A 16613-nucleotide genomic window follows, 5' to 3' on the forward strand; every position below is an offset into this window, starting at 1 on the left:
TTCCATAAAAAAACCCGCTTTAATAAGGCGGGTTTTTGTTTTTATGGGTGTCTTACTTTATGAGACCTTTGCATAAATAGGGATGATTAGCAAAATGACAGATTTTATTAAATTGGAAATTTTTTAAATCCACTCCTAGCAGGGCTAAGGGTGTTTTTAAAAAGTTTGTAATTTGATGAAAGATGGCGTTTTGATGATTATTCATATTTATGCAAAGGTCTCTAGAGATTTAATGTTTAGAAGGTTTATTGATTTGTCTCTATCTGAGAATGTGCCAGACCATTCCAGCATTTGGCGTTTTAGGCAATTACTCAATACTGAGAAACTGTTAGAGCCATTACTAGAGCAAATCAACAATCACTTAGAGCAAAATCAATCATTGTCTCGCTAGGCTCAATCAACATCATTGACGCTACTGTCATAGAAGCCAAACAATCAAGAAAACGCAAGGGAAAACACGGCAACAACACCCAAGACCCTGAAGCCGCTTACAATGTCAAAACTGCCGCTGATGGCAAACGCAAAACCACCTATGGCTTTAAGATGCATGCAAATACTGATGAGGATGGCTTTGTTAAAAAAATGACGTTTATCTCTGGCAATGTGCATGACTCACAAGAATTTGACAAACTACTTGATGAGACCTTTGCATAAATAGGGATGATTAGCAAAATGACAGATTTTATTAAATTGGAAATTTTTTAAATCCACTCCTAGCAGGGCTAAGGGTGTTTTTAAAAAGTTTGTAATTTGATGAAAGATGGCGTTTTGATGATTATTCATATTTATGCAAAGGTCTCTTGGTGTTAGCAAAACCAAAACCTGCGGGCAAGTCTTTGCTGATAGCGCTTACGCCAACAAAAGAAATGACAAAAAGTTGGGCAAACAAAACAATAAAGTCTTGCATCGAGCCTACAGAAACACACCACTCACAAACAAACAAAAACAAGACAACAGACAACGCTCATCTGTTCGCTACATTGTTGATCGAACCTTTGGGTTGCTCAAACTTCATCACGGCTTAGGCAAGGCAAGATACCTTGGATTAGAGAAACAAGACCCGAGCACAACTGATTGCCATGAGTCATAATCTTAAAACAGGGATGAATATTTTTAAACAGATGCGAGAACTGCAGGATTGTTGCGTCTAATGGTTGGAATAAAGGTAAAAATAGGCGGGAAATCGCCAAGAAATGCAAACAATCAGCCTTGTTTTTGGGTTTTTGAAGAAAGTGAGAATAATTTTGAAAAATCTTTTTTGAAAAATTACAAAAGTTGGGATTAAAGCAATAAATTATGAATTATGCAAAGGTCTCAAATAAATTAAATATAAAAAAACCCCGTTTAAACGGGGTTTTTTTTGAGGTAAAAAATTTATTTTACATCATGCCTGGCATACCACCCATACCACCTGCATCACCACCAGCCATCGCTGGAGCATCTTGCGGTGTATCGGTAATCATTGCTTCAGTGGTAATCATCAAACCAGAGATACTCGCTGCATGCTGTAGAGCAGCACGGGTTACTTTGGTTGGGTCGAGGATGCCCATTTTTAACATATCACCATATTCGTCAGTACCAGCATTGTAACCATGATTACCTTTGCTATTGACTACTTCATTAAGCACAACGGACGGCTCTCCACCACCATTGGAAACGATTTGCCTAAGCGGTGCTTCCATCGCGCGTTTAGTGATGTCAATACCGATATCTTGGTCGTGGTTGTCGCCTTTGAGTTTGTCCAACGATTTAATCGCACGAACCAAGGCAACACCACCACCCGGAACGACACCTTCTTGCACAGCGGCACGGGTTGCATGCAATGCATCATCAACACGGGCTTTCTTTTCTTTCATTGCAACTTCAGTGGCAGCGCCGACTTTAATCACCGCAACACCGCCTGATAATTTAGCCAATCGCTCTGATAATTTTTCTTGGTCATATTCAGAAGTTGTTTTTTCTAATTGTGCTTTAATTTGCTTAACACGACCATTGATAGCATCTTTTGTGCCTGCACCATCAACAACAATGGTTTTGTCTTTGCCAACTTCAATGCGTTTTGCAGAACCTAATTGGTCTTCAGTGATAGTTTCCAGCGATAAGCCAATTTCTTCTGAAATCACCACACCACCTGTTAATACCGCAAGGTCTTGCAAAATTGCCTTACGACGGTCTCCAAATCCAGGGGATTTAACGGCAACCACTTTAACGATACCACGCATATTGTTCACTACCAAAGTAGCCAAAGCTTCGCCTTCAATGTCTTCGGCAATCACCAATAACGGACGACCCGATTTTTGCACGATTTCTAATGCAGGTAATAAATCACGAATGTTTGAGATTTTTGACTCATTCAATAAAATTAATGGCGTATCCAAATCTGCACTCATATTGTCTTGATTATTAACAAAATAAGGCGATAAATAACCACGCTCAAACTGCATGCCTTCAACTACATCTAATTCATCGTCAAGACCTGAGCCTTCTTCGACGGTAATCACGCCTTCTTTACCAACTTTTTCCATTGCTTCTGCAATAATATTACCAACAGATGTGTCAGAGTTGGCAGAAATTGTACCAACTTGTGCAATTGATTTTGTGTCATTGCAAGGTTGTGATAGGTCGCGTAACGCTTTAACTGCTGTTTTTGTGGCTTTATCAATACCACGCTTTAGATCCATCGGGTTCATACCTGCAGAAACGGCTTTAACACCTTCGCTAACCAAAGCCTGTGCAAGCACAGTCGCAGTCGTCGTACCATCACCAGCGATGTCATTGGTTTTAGAAGCGACTTCTTTCACCATTTGTGCACCCATATTTTCAAACTTGTTTTCAAGCTCAATTTCTTGAGCCACAGAAACACCGTCTTTCGTGATGGTGGGTGCACCAAATGAACGGTCTAAAACTACATTACGGCCTTTAGGGCCAAGGGTTACTTTTACTGCGTTAGCTAAAATATTAACGCCATTCAGCATTAAATTTCTTGCGTCAATTCCAAATTCTATATCTTTTGCACTCATCTTATTCTCCTTTATTCAACAACGGCAACAATGTCGCTTTCGCTCATTACCAATAGGGTTTCACCCTCTACGGTGATTTCTGTGCCAGCAAACTGACCAAATAAAACCTTATCTTTAACTTTAACATCTAAGGCAATTATATCGCCGTTATCTGTTTTTTTACCTTTACCAACAGCGACTACAATGCCTTCTGATGGCTTCTCACTGGCTGAACCAGGGATAATTAAGCCGCTAGCTGTCGTTTGCTCTTCTTCTGATCTACGGACGACCACGCGGTCGTGAAGGGGGCGAATATTCATTTTTTTCTCCTATTTTAAATAAATAATTTTAAATTTGTGTTCCTATGGTGCCTTTTAGCTTTTGCATGGCTTTATTTTCAAGCTGTCTAATGCGTTCAGCAGAGACACCATACTTCTCCGCTAATGTATATAGGGTCGTTTTTTCTTCTTTCAAGTACCTTGACTGCAAAATATCCAAACTTCTTTCATCTAAAGACGACAATGCCGTGTAAAGTTGTTGCTGTTGGTGCTTTTGTGTGTCATCATTCAGGGCTAATTGCTCAGGTGTTTTGGTATTTTTATCGGTTAAATAATGTGCGGGTGCCGTGCTGCCTTCTTCATCTAAAATCTCAAATGCGACATCATTAAACTGTAAACGCGACTCCATATCCAACACATCTTTTGGGCGTACACCCAAGTCATCAGCGATTTCTTTTGCTTGTTCGGCATTTAAAGAAGTGTAAATATTAGCCTTGGCTTTTTTCAGTTTAAAGAACAATTTGCGTTGTTCTTTGGTGGTTGCTACTTTTACAATTTTCCAATTTTTGAAAATAAACTCGTGAATTTCAGCCCGAATCCAATACACTGCATACGATGCAAGACGCACATTTTTATTGGGATTAAACTTTTTAACCGCCTTCATTAACCCGATAGTGCCTTCCTGAATTAAGTCCGCTTTTTCCAATCCATACCCCTTGTAACCGTGTGCAATAAACGCTACAAAACGCATATGTGAGAGCACCAACTTTCTTGCCGCTTCTAGATTATGATTTTCAAATAAATCCACTGCCAACTCGTGCTCTTCTTCTGCTGATAAAATCGGTGGGTACTTCTGAAAACTAAGGTCTTTAGATGTTTGAATAACAGGGGTTGTTGGCTTTTGACTCATTGTTATTTAATCAAGGTTTCAAGCAGTGCTTGATGCCTGCTAGACTGTTGCTCAATGCTAAATCTTTGCGAGTGAATGATGGTAGAAATGTCCTGCAAAGCCGTATCAAAATCGTCATTAACCACCAAATAATCAAACTCATCATAATGCCGTGTTTCACTTACAGCGTCACGCATTCTACGGTCAATGATAGACGAATCGTCCTGCCCTCTATCTGTTAAACGCGCTCTGAGTGCTTCGATAGAGGGCGGAATGATAAAAATACTGATAATATCTGGGAAACTCTTTTCCACTTGTCTAGCACCTTGCCAATCAATCTCTAAAATCACATCTTGCCCGCTTGCCAACAGGTCTTTAACTGTTTTTTTGGCACTGCCATAATGGTTATCAAATACTTGTGCAGATTCAATAAAACCATTGTCTTGCTTGATTTGGTCAAATTCTTGTTTAGAAACAAAGAAATAGTTTTTCCCATGCACTTCGCCAGCACGGGCATCACGCGTGGTATGTGATACAGATACACATAAATCAACTGTGTCCGCTACTAATTGCTTAACTAAAGAAGTTTTTCCGCAGCCCGATGGGGCGGCAATAACGAATAAATTAGCCATAATTATTGCGCCTTATAACCAGCGATGTCATCAGCACCTTCTTCAGAGAAAAAGTACTTTTCCATTTGCTCTTTTAAATAAGCTTGTGCTTTTTCATCAAGCATATTCAGGTTGTTTTCGTTAATCAGCATCGTTTGGTGGTCTAACCACGCTTGCCAACCTTGTTTAGACACATTTGCTAAAATACGCCGACCTAATTCCCCTGGGTAGGGGGCACGGTCTAGGGCTTCTAATTCTGCGTTCATTTTTACACAATTTACTGTATTCATAATTTTCCTATTTTAACCTCAAGTATCCAAAGACTGGCAAAGTAAGTCAGTGCCGAGCCACCAATAACAGTGCCAATCGACAATACTCTATACCACACATCGTTGTTTAGATAATCGCTAGGCGTTTGATCGAAATTCAATATATAGGTAATCATTATAATCGTTGACAATAACACTTTAAATGCCATTTGTATAAAATCGGTAGAAAAGCAGAAAATATCGTCTTTTCTTAAATAATAATAAAGCAATACTGCATTAATCAATGCGGACAGTGAAGTGGCAATGGCTAACCCTATATGGGCATAGTGATAAGCGAAAAAAATATTTAAAAAGACATTGGATACCATGGCAATTACACCGACTTTAACTGGCGTTTTGGTATCACCCCGAGCCAGAAAAGCAGGGGCCAAGATTTTAACCATGATAAATGCCATCAATCCTGCAGCATACGCCATCAAACTGAGAGAAGATTGCTGTGCTGCATAAGGGGTAAATGCATCGTATTGAAACAAAGTAATCAACAAAGGCTCTGCTAATAATACCAATCCCGCACACGCAGGTGCTCCGAGTATCAGTCCGATTTTAAGAGCGTAATCAATGGTTTGAGTGAATTTTTGTTCATCTTGATTGGCATAGTGATTGCTGAGTTTGGCTAATGCCACTGTTGCCAAGGCGATACCAATCAATGCCAAAGGTAACTCTAATAATCTGTCTGAATAATATAACCAAGTAACGCTGCCACTTACCAATACCGTGGCAATCATTGTGTCAATTAATAGGTTGATTTGAGAAACTGAGACGCCGAATAGGGCGGGTAGCATTCTATTTTTTAAGGTTTTTACGGCTTCGTGTTCGCCTTTGACTAAGCGAGGCATTTTTTTGAGTTTAAGCAAGAAAGGGATTTGAAATAACAGCTGTACTATGCCACCAATCAACACGCCCCAAGCAAGTGCCATAATTGGGGTTTCCAAGTGTTTTGACAAATAAACTGCGGATAAAATCATCGAGATATTTAATAAAACAGGGGTGAAGGCGGGCACGGCGAACCGGTCGTAGGTATTGAGAATACTACCTGAAAAAGCAGTTAGAGAAATTAACAGTAAGTAAGGAAAGGTAACTCTGAGCATGTTTGATGCTAAGTTAAATTTAGTCGGGTCGGCATCAAAGTAAAAGCCCCAGGCAAACATAAAAATAATGACAGGGGCGATAATGACAGCAATCAGCGTAAGAATAACCAGCACTTTTAGGAATTTAGTGCCAATGTGATTGATTACATTTTGCACTTCTACTTCGTTATGATTGGCTTTAGCCTCGGCAAGAATAGGCACAAATGCTTGTGAAAAAGCCCCTTCACCAAATAAGCGTCTGAGGAAGTTAGGAATTCTAAAAGCCACTAAAAATGCGTCTGTTAAGCCATTAGCACCAAAATACCGAGCAACAAAATAATCACGCACCAAGCCTAAAATACGCGACAAGAAAGTCATTGTAGTAACTACACTACTTGAGCGTAAGAAGGATTTATCTGCTGACACTATTCCTCGTTAGGGCCACGCATAATGCCCGCTTTTGAACTGCGGATACATTTGACGAATTGCATTACTTCAATATGGTCAGATTCTGTTTCCTTTAACTCCTTTAAAGATTGGTCAAGCAAGCCAGAGCCCCGATAAACTACTTTAAAAGCGCGTTTAATAGCGGCAATCGCATTTGGAGTAAAGCCACGACGACGCATACCTTCTGCATTGATACTGCGAACTCGAGTTTGCACGCCCGAGGCCAACATATAAGAAGGGATATCTTTATTTACCTGACAGCCCATACCCACATAAGTGTGCATACCAATCATACAATATTGTTTTACCAGTGTAAAACCGCCTAAAATTGCCCAATCTTGAATACGCACATGACCTGCTAATGAAGCATTGTTTGACATAATAATATGGTCGCCAATATGGCAGTCATGGGCAATATGCACATATGCCATCAGCATATTTTTAGAGCCAACACGGGTAATAGATTCTTGTTTTTCTGTGCCACGGTTGATGGTGCAGAATTCACGAATTAAATTGTCATTGCCAATAATTAAATTAGATTCTTGCTCAACTTCATAAGTAATGTCCTGTGGATCGCCACCAATTGAGGCGAATGAATAAATATGATTATTTTTGCCAATTTTAGTAGGACCTTGAATAACAGCGTGAGATTCAACAATTGTACCTGAGCCAATTTCTACATTAGCACCAATGATAACATAAGCACATATTTCAGCATCTTTATGGATTTTTGCAGTCTCATCAACAACAGCACTTGGATGTATTGCCATAGTTATGACCCCTTTAGTTTGCTGCTTTCTGTGTGCACATCAACTCAGCAGAGGTAACAACTTTATCATCCACCTTGGCAACACACTTAAACTTCCAGATACCGCGTTTAACTGCCATTACTTCCACCTCTAAGCGTAATTGATCACCCGGCTCAACCATACGCTTAAAACGCACCTTATCAACTCCGACCAGCATATAAATTTGCCCATCAATCGGCTTACCCACTTCGGATTTAAATGCCAAGATGCCTGTTGCTTGTGCCAAGGCTTCAATAATCAAAACACCTGGCATAATAGGTTGTGCAGGGAAATGGCCAGTGAATTGTGGCTCATTATAAGTTACATTTTTAAGGGCAACAATTGACTTCCCAATTTCTAGCTCTAATACTCTATCAATTAATAAGAAAGGGTAGCGGTGAGGTAGGTAGTTTTTTACATCTTGAATATTCATTTCCATGATTATTTTCCTTTTAGATTCTTTAATTTAATATTTAAATATCTCGCAATTTTATCAAGTTTTGACAACCACATTTGCACTCTTTTCCAATCTGAGTGTAGAGAAATAGAAGTAAAACCAGTGTAATGCCCTGTACTTAGGCTCTTGTCCACCGTGCTTGAACCTGTAATTATCGTGTCATTTTCAAGGTGCATATGGCTGGCAATCACTGCACCGCCACCTACTTGACAGTGTTTACCTAAAACAGCACTACCACCAATGGTAACCCCTGCGGCAATCGCTGTGTGTTCACCAAGTGTGACATTATGGGCAATATGTACTAAATTATCAAGGTGAACACCATTTTGAATCTGCGTGTCTTCCAAAGTGCCTCTGTCAATCGTGGTATTGGCACCAATATTCACATTACTACCAATCACTACATTGCCCAAATGTGCGATATTATGCCAATGCTTGTCTGCATCTAATGCGTTGCCAAAACCTTCTGAACCAATTACTACCCCTGCGGAAATAATAACATTATCGCCAATGGTTGTGCCTTGCAGGATGGTTACATTCGGCTGAATATTAGCGTTATTGCCAATAGTAACACCTTGCTCAATTACTGTATTGACACCGATAATGCAATTTTTGCCAATTACCACATTTTCGCCAATGGTGCAGTTGTCAGCAACATTCTCGCTGTTAATGACAGAACTCGGATGAATGCCATTAAGATGGATATTTTGTTGTTTAAAATAATGTGTGGCTTTAGCAAAGGCTAAATAGACATTATCAACCACAAGGGCATTAGTAGGGCAGTCGCTGAGTAAATCTTTAGGAACAATGACAGCGCCTGCTTTTGAAGCGATTAAATCAGCTTTGTATTTGCTACTTACAACATAAGTTAGTTGGTCTTTTTGGGCGTTAGAGCTGGTAGCAAGGCTGTTGATTTCCAAAGATGCATCACCAATGATTTCAGCATCTATAAAAGTAGCAATATCCCCCAGTATGTGCATTGCCTAGAGGTTAGAAGCTTGTGCCAATTGTAAATTCAAAGGTTTTGGTTTTGTCGTCTGTTTTCTTTACAAAGGGTTTAGCCGCATACATGCCTAATGGACCGATAGGGGTCAACCAAGTGAACGCCACCCCAGTAGAAGCACGAAAATCTTTTCCATCAAATCCAGAGATTGTTTTACTAATAGCGCCTGCGTCAATAAATGCACTTATACGCATATTTTTACTGTCTTTTACAAAGGTAAGTGGTGAAATAATGGACATGCCTGTCAATATAGATAATTCACCACCTTTGGCCTTGTTATTGTCATATGTTTCGCCAAGGGAGTTGAAGTCAAAACCACGCACAGAGGAACTACCACCGCCATAATAACGCTCAAAGAATGGTAATTCTTTATTGCCGTAGCCTTGTGCCAAACTTATTTTTGCATTTGTTTTAAAGGTTAAACCTTTAGCAAAAGGAGTGTAATCTCTGGTTGAGGCATTGAGTTTATAGTATTTGAAATCAGCTACTGGCAGTGCTATGCTAGCAGTAAGGCTTTTACTGCTGCCTTTGGTTGGGAAGTTATAATCATTAAGTGTATTACCACTCCAGTCAAGACTTAATTTAACTTCAGTTTTGTCATTACTGGCGCATTGAACTTGCTCATAAGCAGCAGTTTTAAAGGTGTCGCCACAAGTAACTTTTCTAGTGGAGAGCTTTAAATCTGCGCCGATGCGCGTATCTTTAGTAATTGGAATACCATAGCCTATGCTACCCCCCGTTTCGTTAATCTTATATGAGGCAACATCAAGTTTTGCACCGTCAGTTTTTTTGTTAAATACACCATAACTAATACTGTGCTTATCTTTGGTGAAGTAAGGATCTGAAAAATAAAAACTCATTTCTTTTACTGCGCTAGATTGTAATATTTTTGCGTTTAGTGTATTACCAGTACCTAAAAAGTTTTTCTCTCGTACGCCAATATTAAAGGCAGTACCAGAGCTATTAGAATGAGACATTCCAATAGAAAGATTTCCCGTTTTAGTCTCATCTACGAGAAAATTTAAATTAATTTTATCTTTAAAACCATTTGGTTTAGATATATTCATTTTTACATCAGAGAAAAAACCCAGTTGCTTGATTTTGGTAATCGAGGCTTCTAATTTTTCATCTGAATACAACTCACCTTCTTGAATGCTAATTTCTCTTCGAATTACTTCGTCTTGCGTCCTAGTATTGCCAGTAATGGTGATACGATTAACATAGACTTTTCTGTTTAGTGTAATCTTAAATTTTAAATCAACATTATTTGCAACTCTATTTTCAGAAGTAAGTGCATCAACTTTGGCAAAGGCGTAACCTTGGTTAGTGTAAACATTAGTAATTGCTTTCATGCCAAAAATAATTTTCTGCCGTTTAAATAAATCACCAGTGTTGATTTCAAGTAATTTTGATAAATCTTTAGTGGTTTTGTCGAGTAAATCACCAGTAAATTCAATCTTACCAATTTTGTATTTAGCGCCTTCATTTATCTGAATACTGATATCAATACTCTTTTTATCATCAGACAATTTATTTTTAACCTTGGTTACTTTAAAATCTAGATAGCCCAAATTAATATAATAGGATTTCAGTGTTTCAAGACCTGCGTCAAGAGATAATTTAGAATAGTGATCTTTTTTAGTAAAATAATTTAAAAGCAACCAGTCTGGCTCACCAATTTCAAATAAATCTAGCAAATCTTCTTCTTCTTGCGTTTTATTGCCATTGATGTGTATTGATTTAATGAGTGCCACTTCGCCTTCAGAGATATTTAATTCAATACCCACTCTATTGTTACTGTCAATTTCAACTTTTTTGCTAATTTCAATACTGTAATAACCCTTGCTAATATAGGTCGCCTTAAGTTGCTCAATCAATTTATCTAGTTGCCTTTTGTTAAAAGTCTTTCCTTGGGTTAAGTTCATACCAGATAGAACTTGCTTAATGGAGTCTTTGGTAATTACTTTTTCTGAATTATTAAGGAAATCTATATATTTAATGTGTGGATTCTCTACTAAAGTAATTTTTAAAGTTTTATCAATTTGCACCACTTCAATATCTTTAAAAAACTGTGTCTTATAAAGCGTTTGAATAATCTCCCTTGAAGTTTGTGCACTATAATCATCACCTACTTCAACTGGTAAATAACTGAGCACTGTGCCTCTTGAAATAGCGTCAAGCCCTAGAATTTTAATATTTTTAATTGGTGCTGCGAAAGTGAGTGAAGTATTTAATAAGCCAATGGCTAACGCTGCTTTAAGAATGTTTTTTTTCATAGATGAAAATTAATAATGAATAAAGCCGATAATTATACAAGATTTGACACTAATTAGTGTTGCGAGTGAGAATGCCCTGCGTCTTTAAGGCGTGTTAAGTAATTTTGCCAGCGAATATCGTATTCTGTAGCAAGGTTATAAAGGTGTTCCCAAGAATAAATACCACTATCGTGACCATCGCTAAAAAATAAAATAATTGCATAATTTCCTGTTGGCTCAATACGAGTAATAGTGACATTTTCTTTACCAATTTGCAAAGTTTCTTGTCTTGGTCCATGTCCAACTACCTCGGCAGAAGGAGAATGAGTGCGTAAATATTCCGTTGTTAATGGATACTCTTTATCATCAAAGGTAACGGTTAACAGGGTTTTTTCTTTATTTAGGGTAATATTACTGGGTGCTTTCATAAGATTTTCCGTGGGAATTAATAATGAGCAATATTTTAACGCACAAACAGATAAAATAACCACATGAAAATTAATTTTACAAAAATGCATGGCTTAGGCAATGACTTTATGGTTATTGATGCAATTAATCAAACCATATCATTGTCTGAAATACCTATTGGTGAGCTTTCAGATAGGCATTTCGGGGTAGGGTTTGATCAGTTATTGTTAGTTGAAAAAGCAATTAAAGATGAAATGGATTTTAAATATCGCATTTTTAATGCTGATGGCTCAGAAGTGGAGCAATGTGGCAATGGTGCACGATGTTTTGCGCGTTTTGTTGGTAAAAAAGGATTAACAAGCAAGAATCCGATTGCAGTTGAAACTCAAAACACAGATATGTCTTTATTAATTAATGAAGATGACACGGTTAAAGTGGATATGGGTGTTCCAGATTTGAGATATGAAGAAGATCAGATAATTCCAGTAAATGAATTCAGAGAAAGGTATAGAATTTTAAGGGAGAAATACCCAGGTTGTGTGTTATCAGTAGGCAATCCACATTATGTAATGGTTAAAGATGATATTCGGAACATTAATATTAGAGATATTGCAATGGAAATTCAAGATAGTGGATTTTTTCCACAAGGCATCAATGTTGGCTTTATGCAAATAGATGATAGAGGTCAAATACAGTTGCGCGTTTATGAGCGCGGCGTAGGTGAAACATTATCTTGTGGTTCAGGCGCGTGTGCGGCCGTTATTTACGGTATTACATTAGGATTATTAGATTCCCAAGTCAATGTTAATTTTGAGCATACCAATAGCAATGTACTCGTGGAATACACTGCAAATGAGCATGTGTTTTTGTCGGGAGAGGCTGAATTTGTATTTGAAGGAGAAATAGAGATTTAACAATCAACTAAAAATACTTGCTTATCTTCAAGTCGAATCATACTCAAAGCCCCACCCCAAGCGCAACCTTTATCCATTGGATAAATATGGGGTTGAGTAATGTCTGCTAGCGTTGACCAGTGTCCAAAAAATATGTCGGTTTTTTCCAGCAATCTGTTTTTATGCAAAAACCACGCTTTAAAGCCCTTTGGTGCAGTTTCAATACCCATTTTTTCTTTAAATTCTAGTGTGCCATCGGCTTGACAGAAACGCATTCGCATACAGGCATTAATCGTATATCGACAGGCATCCATTTCGCTTAAATCGTCTGTCCAAGTATATGGTTGATTATCATACATATCGTCAATAAATATCCCCGTTTGATTGCCCTGTAAATGTTTTTCAACTGTGGCTGTTTGCGTTAGCAGGGTAGATTTGTCCCAAATCGGTGGAATGCCTGCGTGCACTAATAGGGTGTTTTGATGTTCAATTACTAAGGGTTGTTGGCGTAAAAAATCAACCAATTTTGCCGAATCTTTTGCATCCAAAATATCATTAAAAGTGTCTTTATTGCTCGGTGTTCTACTGTCAAATGCACAGGCCAACAGATGAAAATCGTGATTGCCTAATAGCATTTTGGCATTATCACCCAAGTCTTTAATAAAGCGTAAAGTTGCTAAAGATTGAGCGCCACGATTAACCACATCACCTAAGAAAAATAATCGGTCTTTATCGGTAGAGAATTTGGCTTTTTTGAGCAATAATTGTAAAGCGTCAAAACATCCCTGAATATCGCCAATTAGGTAGTCACTCATTGCAAGGTGTAAGGTTCGCTGAGGACAAATTCGGGAATGGGTGCGTCAAAATGTTCACCATCATCATTAATCATCCCGTATTCACCTTTCATTGTACCTGTTGCAGTTTGAATAACCGAGCCTGATGTGTATTGAAAGGCTTCGCCTGGCAATAAATAGGGCTGTTCTCCAATCACGCCCAAACCCTCAACTTCTTCTATATGTCCCATCTCATCTTGGATAATCCAGTGCCTATCCAGCAGTCGTGCGCCAATTTTACCTTTGTTAATAATAGTAATTGTATAAGCAAAAGCAAATTTGTGTTCAGCAGGAGCGGTGTGCTGTGGCAATGGCACGACTTTAACAATAATTTCAATTTTATTTTTCATTAATGTTCTCGTAGTCGTTGGCTAAGGTAATAAAATCCTGTACTGCAAGCATTTCAGCGCGTTGTGACAGGTCGATGGCAGTTTGTGCTTGTGTCAAGTGTGATTTTAAACAATTTCTCAGCGTTTTTCTGCGTTGTGCGAAAGACACTTTAACTATTTTTTGAAAAATAGACATATTCCTCACTGCTGTTTTTGGCAAAGGTTTGAGATAGGCAATAGCAGAATCTACTTTCGGTGCAGGCTCAAATGATTCAGGAGGCACAATAAAAATAAGTTCCACTTCAAAAAATGCCTGAATCATCACGCTCAATCGCCCATAAATTTTTGAGCCATTACCTGCTACCATTCTTTCCACTACTTCTTTTTGCAACATAAAAGTCATATCTACCACTTTATCACGGTTTTCAAGCAAGTGAAAAAGAATTGGCGACGAGATATTATAAGGCAAATTGCCTACCACACGAATTGGCGTAGGCAAGGTGTTTAAATCAAATTTGAGTGCATCGCCTTCGTGAATAACCAAATTATCTTTGTTAAAACCCTTTAGAAAATCAATCAAATCTCTGTCAATTTCAATCACATTTAATATCTTGACACACTCTAATAACAATAATGTCATCGCCCCTTGTCCGGGACCAATTTCAAGCAAGTTATCGTCAAATTTTGGTGCAATCACCGACACAATACGACTAATAACCGTCTCATCAATTAAGAAATTTTGCCCAAAGCGCTTGCGTGCTATGTGTTTATTTGCCACGATTAATCAAATCCTTGGCGTAAGCAATTGCTGTGTGCAAACTGCCCATGCTAATATTCCCTGTACCCGCAAGATTAAGTGCCGTGCCGTGATCCACCGAAGTGCGAATAAACGGCAAACCTAAAGTAACATTCACCGATTTTTTAAAGCCTAAAGTCTTTAATACCGGCAGGCCTTGATCGTGATACATTGCCAACACACAATCCACCCCCCGCAAGGCATCAGGCGTAAAAGCTGTATCCGCAGGTACGCTACCAACAAGATTAAACCCTTGTGTGTTGAGTTTTTTAATCAACGGATTGATAATTTCAATTTCTTCTCTGCCCAAATACCCATCTTCACCTGCGTGAGGATTTAGCCCACAGACCACAATTTTTGGATTTTGCAAACCGTAACCCTGTAAAGAATAATGAATAATGTGCAAAGTTTGCGTTAAAGAATCGGTTTGTATGTTTTTTGACACTTGGCTTAACGGTATGTGCGTTGTCGCCAACGCCACTCGCAATCCTTCAGTTGCCAACATCATCACAGTTTTATCGATATTAGCGCGTTGCGCCAAATATTCAGTATGCCCACTAAACCCCTTGCCATTTTTATCTTGGTAAATATTGGCTTGGTTGATAACTCCTTTATGCAAAGGTCCAGTAACCAACGCCTGCGCTTTTTTATCAAGGCAATATTGTGTGGCTAAATCCAATGTTTTTAACACATAAGCAGCATTATCTTTATTCAATTTCCCTGCCACCACTTCATCCGCTATTTTCACAGGATAAACACACAATGATTTATCCTGTGAAGTGCTTTCTGTCTCACTAATTTTCAGTGTTAAACCGAGTATTTTTGCACGTGTAAGCAATACATCGGGGTCGGCAAAAACCAACAAATCCTGCGCAGTTTTTTCTTGGGCAATCATCACTGCCAAATCAGGACCAATTCCAGCGGGTTCACCGGGGGTAAATATAAGCATTGTTCTGTCTTTTAATAATTAATAATGTGTTAAAATTTTTTGCTTATTATAAAGGTTTAAAATGGGTTAATTAGTGTAAAATTTCAAGGTTACGGATGAAGTTCCTAATTAATTTTTTTTACAAGGTTTAATATGAATTTAACAATAAAAATTGCTACAATATTAGCTTTACCACTACTATCGTTGTTTTCAAGCGCAGCACTATTTAACCAAGGTCAACAAAATTATAAAACTGCTTACACTTTTCAGCAAGTCCAAGGTTTGTCGCTTGATAAAAGAGCACTTTTGGGCGGCAAGGTAATTTCTTCAGCGAAGGTGAGTTTATCAGCACAAGTTTCGGGCGATGTTCTTAGTGTTAAAGGTCAAGAAGGAGATATGTTCCACCAAGGTGCGACCCTTGTCACTCTTGAGCAAGAGTCTATTCAGGCACAAAGAGACGCAGTTTATGCAGAAATAGAATCTGCTAATGAGGCCCTTAAAAACGCAGGTGTGCAGTATTCACAGTCTATTATTTCACCAAATTCAAGTGGTATGTTTGGGGGTGCAGGTAGTATGTTTTCAGTATTCACAGATCCGATGGTGAGAATGAGTGGACAGGGCAACCCTGATTTTGACAAGTATGCACGACGCACTTCTCGCTACACTACTTATCAACAAGCAAAACACAAGTTAACACAAGCACAACTTAAACTTAAACAAATGAACGAACGCCTTAAAGATGCAAATATCACCGCCCCTTTTGATGGTGTTATTGTGGTTAAGAATGTTAATCAAGGCGATGTTGTTCAACCGGGGCAAGTGTTAATGAAGTTTGCTAATATCAAAGACCTGCAAGTTGAATTAAATGTACCTTCTCGCTTAGTAACCAGTTTAAAGCTTAATAAAAAATACCGTATCAAGTTAGATATTGCCAATGCTGTTGTTAATGCAAAATTGGTGCAAATCTATCCAATGGCAGACAACAACAAGCATAGTGTCAAGGTAAAGTTTGATTTGCCTGAAAACACACCTGTTTTAGCAGGAGCTTATGCAGAGGTAGAGATTTTTGAAACAGACTCAGGTGTTTTAACACCGATCATTCCAGAAACAGCGATTATGTGGCGTTCAAGTCTGCCAAGTGTGTTTATTGTCAATCCACAAACTAACAAAACTGAACTTAGATTTGTGCGTCTTGGTGAGCAAGCAGGCAAAGGCAAAAAAAGCGTTTTATCAGGTATAAAGATTGGTGAAAGGATTGTTACCAACCCAAATATCTTAATGATTTCAGGGATGGATATTTAAT

General features: G+C 38.4%; 23 protein-coding genes. 6 read left to right on the plus strand and 17 right to left on the minus strand.

What is annotated here, in order from left to right; all coding sequences use genetic code 11:
* Nucleotides 1–52: 52 nt before the first annotated feature.
* Nucleotides 53–205 (minus strand): hypothetical protein, encoded by a 153-nt coding sequence (locus tag AB8525_RS00710; RefSeq protein ID WP_369149986.1) that lies wholly within the window; start codon nucleotides 203–205, stop codon nucleotides 53–55.
* On the opposite strand from AB8525_RS00710, the gene AB8525_RS00715 reads away from it, so the two are divergent.
* Together AB8525_RS00715 and AB8525_RS00720 are read left to right on the plus strand one after the other, a co-directional pair.
* Nucleotides 194–391 (plus strand): transposase, encoded by a 198-nt coding sequence (locus tag AB8525_RS00715; protein ID WP_369178017.1) that lies wholly within the window; start codon nucleotides 194–196, stop codon nucleotides 389–391. The genes AB8525_RS00710 and AB8525_RS00715 overlap by 12 nt on opposite strands.
* 29 nt (nucleotides 392–420) lie before the next feature.
* Nucleotides 421–654, plus strand: a complete 234-nt coding sequence (locus AB8525_RS00720) for a transposase (RefSeq protein WP_369179065.1) — start codon at nucleotides 421–423, stop codon at nucleotides 652–654.
* Here the strand turns inward: AB8525_RS00720 and AB8525_RS00725 are convergent.
* Entirely contained in the window at nucleotides 631–783 is a 153-nt protein-coding gene (locus AB8525_RS00725) for a hypothetical protein (protein WP_369149986.1), read from the minus strand. The two genes, AB8525_RS00720 and AB8525_RS00725, sit on opposite strands and share 24 nt — an antisense overlap.
* Nucleotides 784–787: 4 nt before the next feature.
* Here AB8525_RS00725 and AB8525_RS00730 point away from each other — a divergent pair, with 4 nt between their 5' ends.
* Together AB8525_RS00730 and AB8525_RS00735 are read left to right on the plus strand one after the other, a co-directional pair.
* Entirely contained in the window at nucleotides 788–1090 is a 303-nt protein-coding gene (locus AB8525_RS00730) for a transposase family protein (protein WP_369178019.1), read from the plus strand.
* 60 nt (nucleotides 1091–1150) lie between these two features.
* Entirely contained in the window at nucleotides 1151–1285 is a 135-nt protein-coding gene (locus AB8525_RS00735; RefSeq protein WP_369178021.1) for a hypothetical protein, read from the plus strand.
* Between the two features lie 94 nt (nucleotides 1286–1379).
* Here the strand turns inward: AB8525_RS00735 and groL are convergent, their stop codons facing one another.
* Genes groL through AB8525_RS00790 form a run of 11 tightly spaced genes read right to left on the minus strand, consistent with a single transcriptional unit; the run spans nucleotide 1380 to nucleotide 11551 of the window.
* Complete coding sequence (gene groL, locus AB8525_RS00740; protein WP_369178022.1) at nucleotides 1380–3020, minus strand: chaperonin GroEL; 1641 nt, start codon at nucleotides 3018–3020, stop codon at nucleotides 1380–1382.
* 11 nt (nucleotides 3021–3031) lie between these two features.
* A complete protein-coding gene (locus AB8525_RS00745) occupies nucleotides 3032–3319 on the minus strand; it encodes a co-chaperone GroES (RefSeq protein ID WP_369178024.1) in 288 nt (95 codons plus the stop codon).
* Between the two features lie 28 nt (nucleotides 3320–3347).
* Nucleotides 3348–4187, minus strand: a complete 840-nt coding sequence (rpoH, locus tag AB8525_RS00750) for an RNA polymerase sigma factor RpoH (RefSeq protein ID WP_369151806.1) — start codon at nucleotides 4185–4187, stop codon at nucleotides 3348–3350.
* Nucleotides 4188–4189: 2 nt separating this feature from the next.
* On the minus strand, nucleotides 4190–4798 hold the full coding sequence (gmk, locus tag AB8525_RS00755; protein WP_369151808.1) for a guanylate kinase: 609 nt from the start codon (nucleotides 4796–4798) through the stop codon (nucleotides 4190–4192).
* 2 nt (nucleotides 4799–4800) lie between these two features.
* Entirely contained in the window at nucleotides 4801–5067 is a 267-nt protein-coding gene (locus AB8525_RS00760; RefSeq protein ID WP_369178026.1) for an oxidative damage protection protein, read from the minus strand.
* On the minus strand, nucleotides 5064–6551 hold the full coding sequence (gene murJ / locus AB8525_RS00765; protein ID WP_369179067.1) for a murein biosynthesis integral membrane protein MurJ: 1488 nt from the start codon (nucleotides 6549–6551) through the stop codon (nucleotides 5064–5066). The genes AB8525_RS00760 and murJ overlap by 4 nt, the downstream gene beginning before the upstream one ends.
* Before the next feature lie 47 nt (nucleotides 6552–6598).
* On the minus strand, nucleotides 6599–7390 hold the full coding sequence (gene lpxA, locus AB8525_RS00770) for an acyl-ACP--UDP-N-acetylglucosamine O-acyltransferase (RefSeq protein WP_369151813.1): 792 nt from the start codon (nucleotides 7388–7390) through the stop codon (nucleotides 6599–6601).
* Between the two features lie 13 nt (nucleotides 7391–7403).
* Nucleotides 7404–7847 carry a 3-hydroxyacyl-ACP dehydratase FabZ gene (gene fabZ / locus AB8525_RS00775; protein WP_369178028.1) on the minus strand — a complete coding sequence of 148 codons (444 nt, stop codon included), beginning with the start codon at nucleotides 7845–7847 and terminating at the stop codon, nucleotides 7404–7406.
* Between the two features lie 2 nt (nucleotides 7848–7849).
* A complete protein-coding gene (lpxD, locus tag AB8525_RS00780) occupies nucleotides 7850–8845 on the minus strand; it encodes a UDP-3-O-(3-hydroxymyristoyl)glucosamine N-acyltransferase (protein WP_369151818.1) in 996 nt (331 codons plus the stop codon).
* Between the two features lie 10 nt (nucleotides 8846–8855).
* Complete coding sequence (gene bamA / locus AB8525_RS00785) at nucleotides 8856–11144, minus strand: outer membrane protein assembly factor BamA (RefSeq protein ID WP_369178030.1); 2289 nt, start codon at nucleotides 11142–11144, stop codon at nucleotides 8856–8858.
* A gap of 53 nt (nucleotides 11145–11197) precedes the next feature.
* Nucleotides 11198–11551: a gamma-butyrobetaine hydroxylase-like domain-containing protein gene (locus AB8525_RS00790; protein WP_369178032.1), complete on the minus strand. Its 354-nt coding sequence runs from the start codon at nucleotides 11549–11551 to the stop codon at nucleotides 11198–11200.
* A 63-nt stretch (nucleotides 11552–11614) separates the two neighbouring features.
* On the opposite strand from AB8525_RS00790, the gene dapF reads away from it, so the two are divergent.
* Nucleotides 11615–12445, plus strand: coding sequence for a diaminopimelate epimerase (gene dapF / locus AB8525_RS00795; RefSeq protein WP_369178034.1), 831 nt, complete (start codon nucleotides 11615–11617; stop codon nucleotides 12443–12445).
* Here dapF and AB8525_RS00800 read toward each other — a convergent pair.
* The 4 genes from AB8525_RS00800 to pdxA are packed head-to-tail and all read right to left on the minus strand — an operon-like array spanning nucleotide 12442 to nucleotide 15331.
* Nucleotides 12442–13239: a symmetrical bis(5'-nucleosyl)-tetraphosphatase gene (locus tag AB8525_RS00800; RefSeq protein WP_369178036.1), complete on the minus strand. Its 798-nt coding sequence runs from the start codon at nucleotides 13237–13239 to the stop codon at nucleotides 12442–12444. The genes dapF and AB8525_RS00800 overlap by 4 nt on opposite strands.
* Nucleotides 13236–13607, minus strand: coding sequence for a Co2+/Mg2+ efflux protein ApaG (gene apaG / locus AB8525_RS00805; protein ID WP_369178038.1), 372 nt, complete (start codon nucleotides 13605–13607; stop codon nucleotides 13236–13238). The genes AB8525_RS00800 and apaG overlap by 4 nt, the downstream gene beginning before the upstream one ends.
* Entirely contained in the window at nucleotides 13597–14364 is a 768-nt protein-coding gene (gene rsmA / locus AB8525_RS00810) for a 16S rRNA (adenine(1518)-N(6)/adenine(1519)-N(6))-dimethyltransferase RsmA (RefSeq protein WP_369178040.1), read from the minus strand. The genes apaG and rsmA overlap by 11 nt, the downstream gene beginning before the upstream one ends.
* The gene (pdxA, locus tag AB8525_RS00815; protein WP_369151830.1) at nucleotides 14354–15331 is read right to left on the minus strand and encodes a 4-hydroxythreonine-4-phosphate dehydrogenase PdxA; all 978 of its coding nucleotides are present in this window, start codon (nucleotides 15329–15331) and stop codon (nucleotides 14354–14356) included. Before pdxA ends, rsmA begins: the two co-directional genes overlap by 11 nt.
* 132 nt (nucleotides 15332–15463) lie before the next feature.
* Here pdxA and AB8525_RS00820 point away from each other — a divergent pair, with 132 nt between their 5' ends.
* Nucleotides 15464–16612, plus strand: coding sequence for an efflux RND transporter periplasmic adaptor subunit (locus AB8525_RS00820; RefSeq protein WP_369151832.1), 1149 nt, complete (start codon nucleotides 15464–15466; stop codon nucleotides 16610–16612).
* Nucleotide 16613: the final 1 nt, after the last annotated feature.

Origin of the sequence: Candidatus Thiodubiliella endoseptemdiera, assembly GCF_964212635.1 — a bacterium.
GTDB classification, from domain to species: Bacteria; Pseudomonadota; Gammaproteobacteria; order PS1; family Pseudothioglobaceae; genus Thiodubiliella; species Thiodubiliella endoseptemdiera.

What these genes read in the sequence shown, in the direction of transcription:
- AB8525_RS00715 (WP_369178017.1), top strand. Translation starts at nt 194, where the DNA reads ATGATTATTCATATTTATGCAAAGGTCTCTAGAGATTTAATGTTTAGA.
- AB8525_RS00710 (WP_369149986.1), bottom strand. Translation starts at nt 205, where the DNA reads ATGAATAATCATCAAAACGCCATCTTTCATCAAATTACAAACTTTTTA.
- AB8525_RS00725 (WP_369149986.1), bottom strand. Translation starts at nt 783, where the DNA reads ATGAATAATCATCAAAACGCCATCTTTCATCAAATTACAAACTTTTTA.
- AB8525_RS00730 (WP_369178019.1), top strand. Translation starts at nt 788, where the DNA reads ATGCAAAGGTCTCTTGGTGTTAGCAAAACCAAAACCTGCGGGCAAGTC.
- AB8525_RS00735 (WP_369178021.1), top strand. Translation starts at nt 1,151, where the DNA reads ATGGTTGGAATAAAGGTAAAAATAGGCGGGAAATCGCCAAGAAATGCA.
- groL (WP_369178022.1), bottom strand. Translation starts at nt 3,020, where the DNA reads ATGAGTGCAAAAGATATAGAATTTGGAATTGACGCAAGAAATTTAATG.
- AB8525_RS00745 (WP_369178024.1), bottom strand. Translation starts at nt 3,319, where the DNA reads ATGAATATTCGCCCCCTTCACGACCGCGTGGTCGTCCGTAGATCAGAA.
- rpoH (WP_369151806.1), bottom strand. Translation starts at nt 4,187, where the DNA reads ATGAGTCAAAAGCCAACAACCCCTGTTATTCAAACATCTAAAGACCTT.
- gmk (WP_369151808.1), bottom strand. Translation starts at nt 4,798, where the DNA reads ATGGCTAATTTATTCGTTATTGCCGCCCCATCGGGCTGCGGAAAAACT.
- AB8525_RS00760 (WP_369178026.1), bottom strand. Translation starts at nt 5,067, where the DNA reads ATGAATACAGTAAATTGTGTAAAAATGAACGCAGAATTAGAAGCCCTA.
- murJ (WP_369179067.1), bottom strand. Translation starts at nt 6,551, where the DNA reads ATGACTTTCTTGTCGCGTATTTTAGGCTTGGTGCGTGATTATTTTGTT.
- lpxA (WP_369151813.1), bottom strand. Translation starts at nt 7,390, where the DNA reads ATGGCAATACATCCAAGTGCTGTTGTTGATGAGACTGCAAAAATCCAT.
- fabZ (WP_369178028.1), bottom strand. Translation starts at nt 7,847, where the DNA reads ATGGAAATGAATATTCAAGATGTAAAAAACTACCTACCTCACCGCTAC.
- lpxD (WP_369151818.1), bottom strand. Translation starts at nt 8,845, where the DNA reads ATGCACATACTGGGGGATATTGCTACTTTTATAGATGCTGAAATCATT.
- bamA (WP_369178030.1), bottom strand. Translation starts at nt 11,144, where the DNA reads ATGAAAAAAAACATTCTTAAAGCAGCGTTAGCCATTGGCTTATTAAAT.
- AB8525_RS00790 (WP_369178032.1), bottom strand. Translation starts at nt 11,551, where the DNA reads ATGAAAGCACCCAGTAATATTACCCTAAATAAAGAAAAAACCCTGTTA.
- dapF (WP_369178034.1), top strand. Translation starts at nt 11,615, where the DNA reads ATGAAAATTAATTTTACAAAAATGCATGGCTTAGGCAATGACTTTATG.
- AB8525_RS00800 (WP_369178036.1), bottom strand. Translation starts at nt 13,239, where the DNA reads ATGAGTGACTACCTAATTGGCGATATTCAGGGATGTTTTGACGCTTTA.
- apaG (WP_369178038.1), bottom strand. Translation starts at nt 13,607, where the DNA reads ATGAAAAATAAAATTGAAATTATTGTTAAAGTCGTGCCATTGCCACAG.
- pdxA (WP_369151830.1), bottom strand. Translation starts at nt 15,331, where the DNA reads ATGCTTATATTTACCCCCGGTGAACCCGCTGGAATTGGTCCTGATTTG.
- AB8525_RS00820 (WP_369151832.1), top strand. Translation starts at nt 15,464, where the DNA reads ATGAATTTAACAATAAAAATTGCTACAATATTAGCTTTACCACTACTA.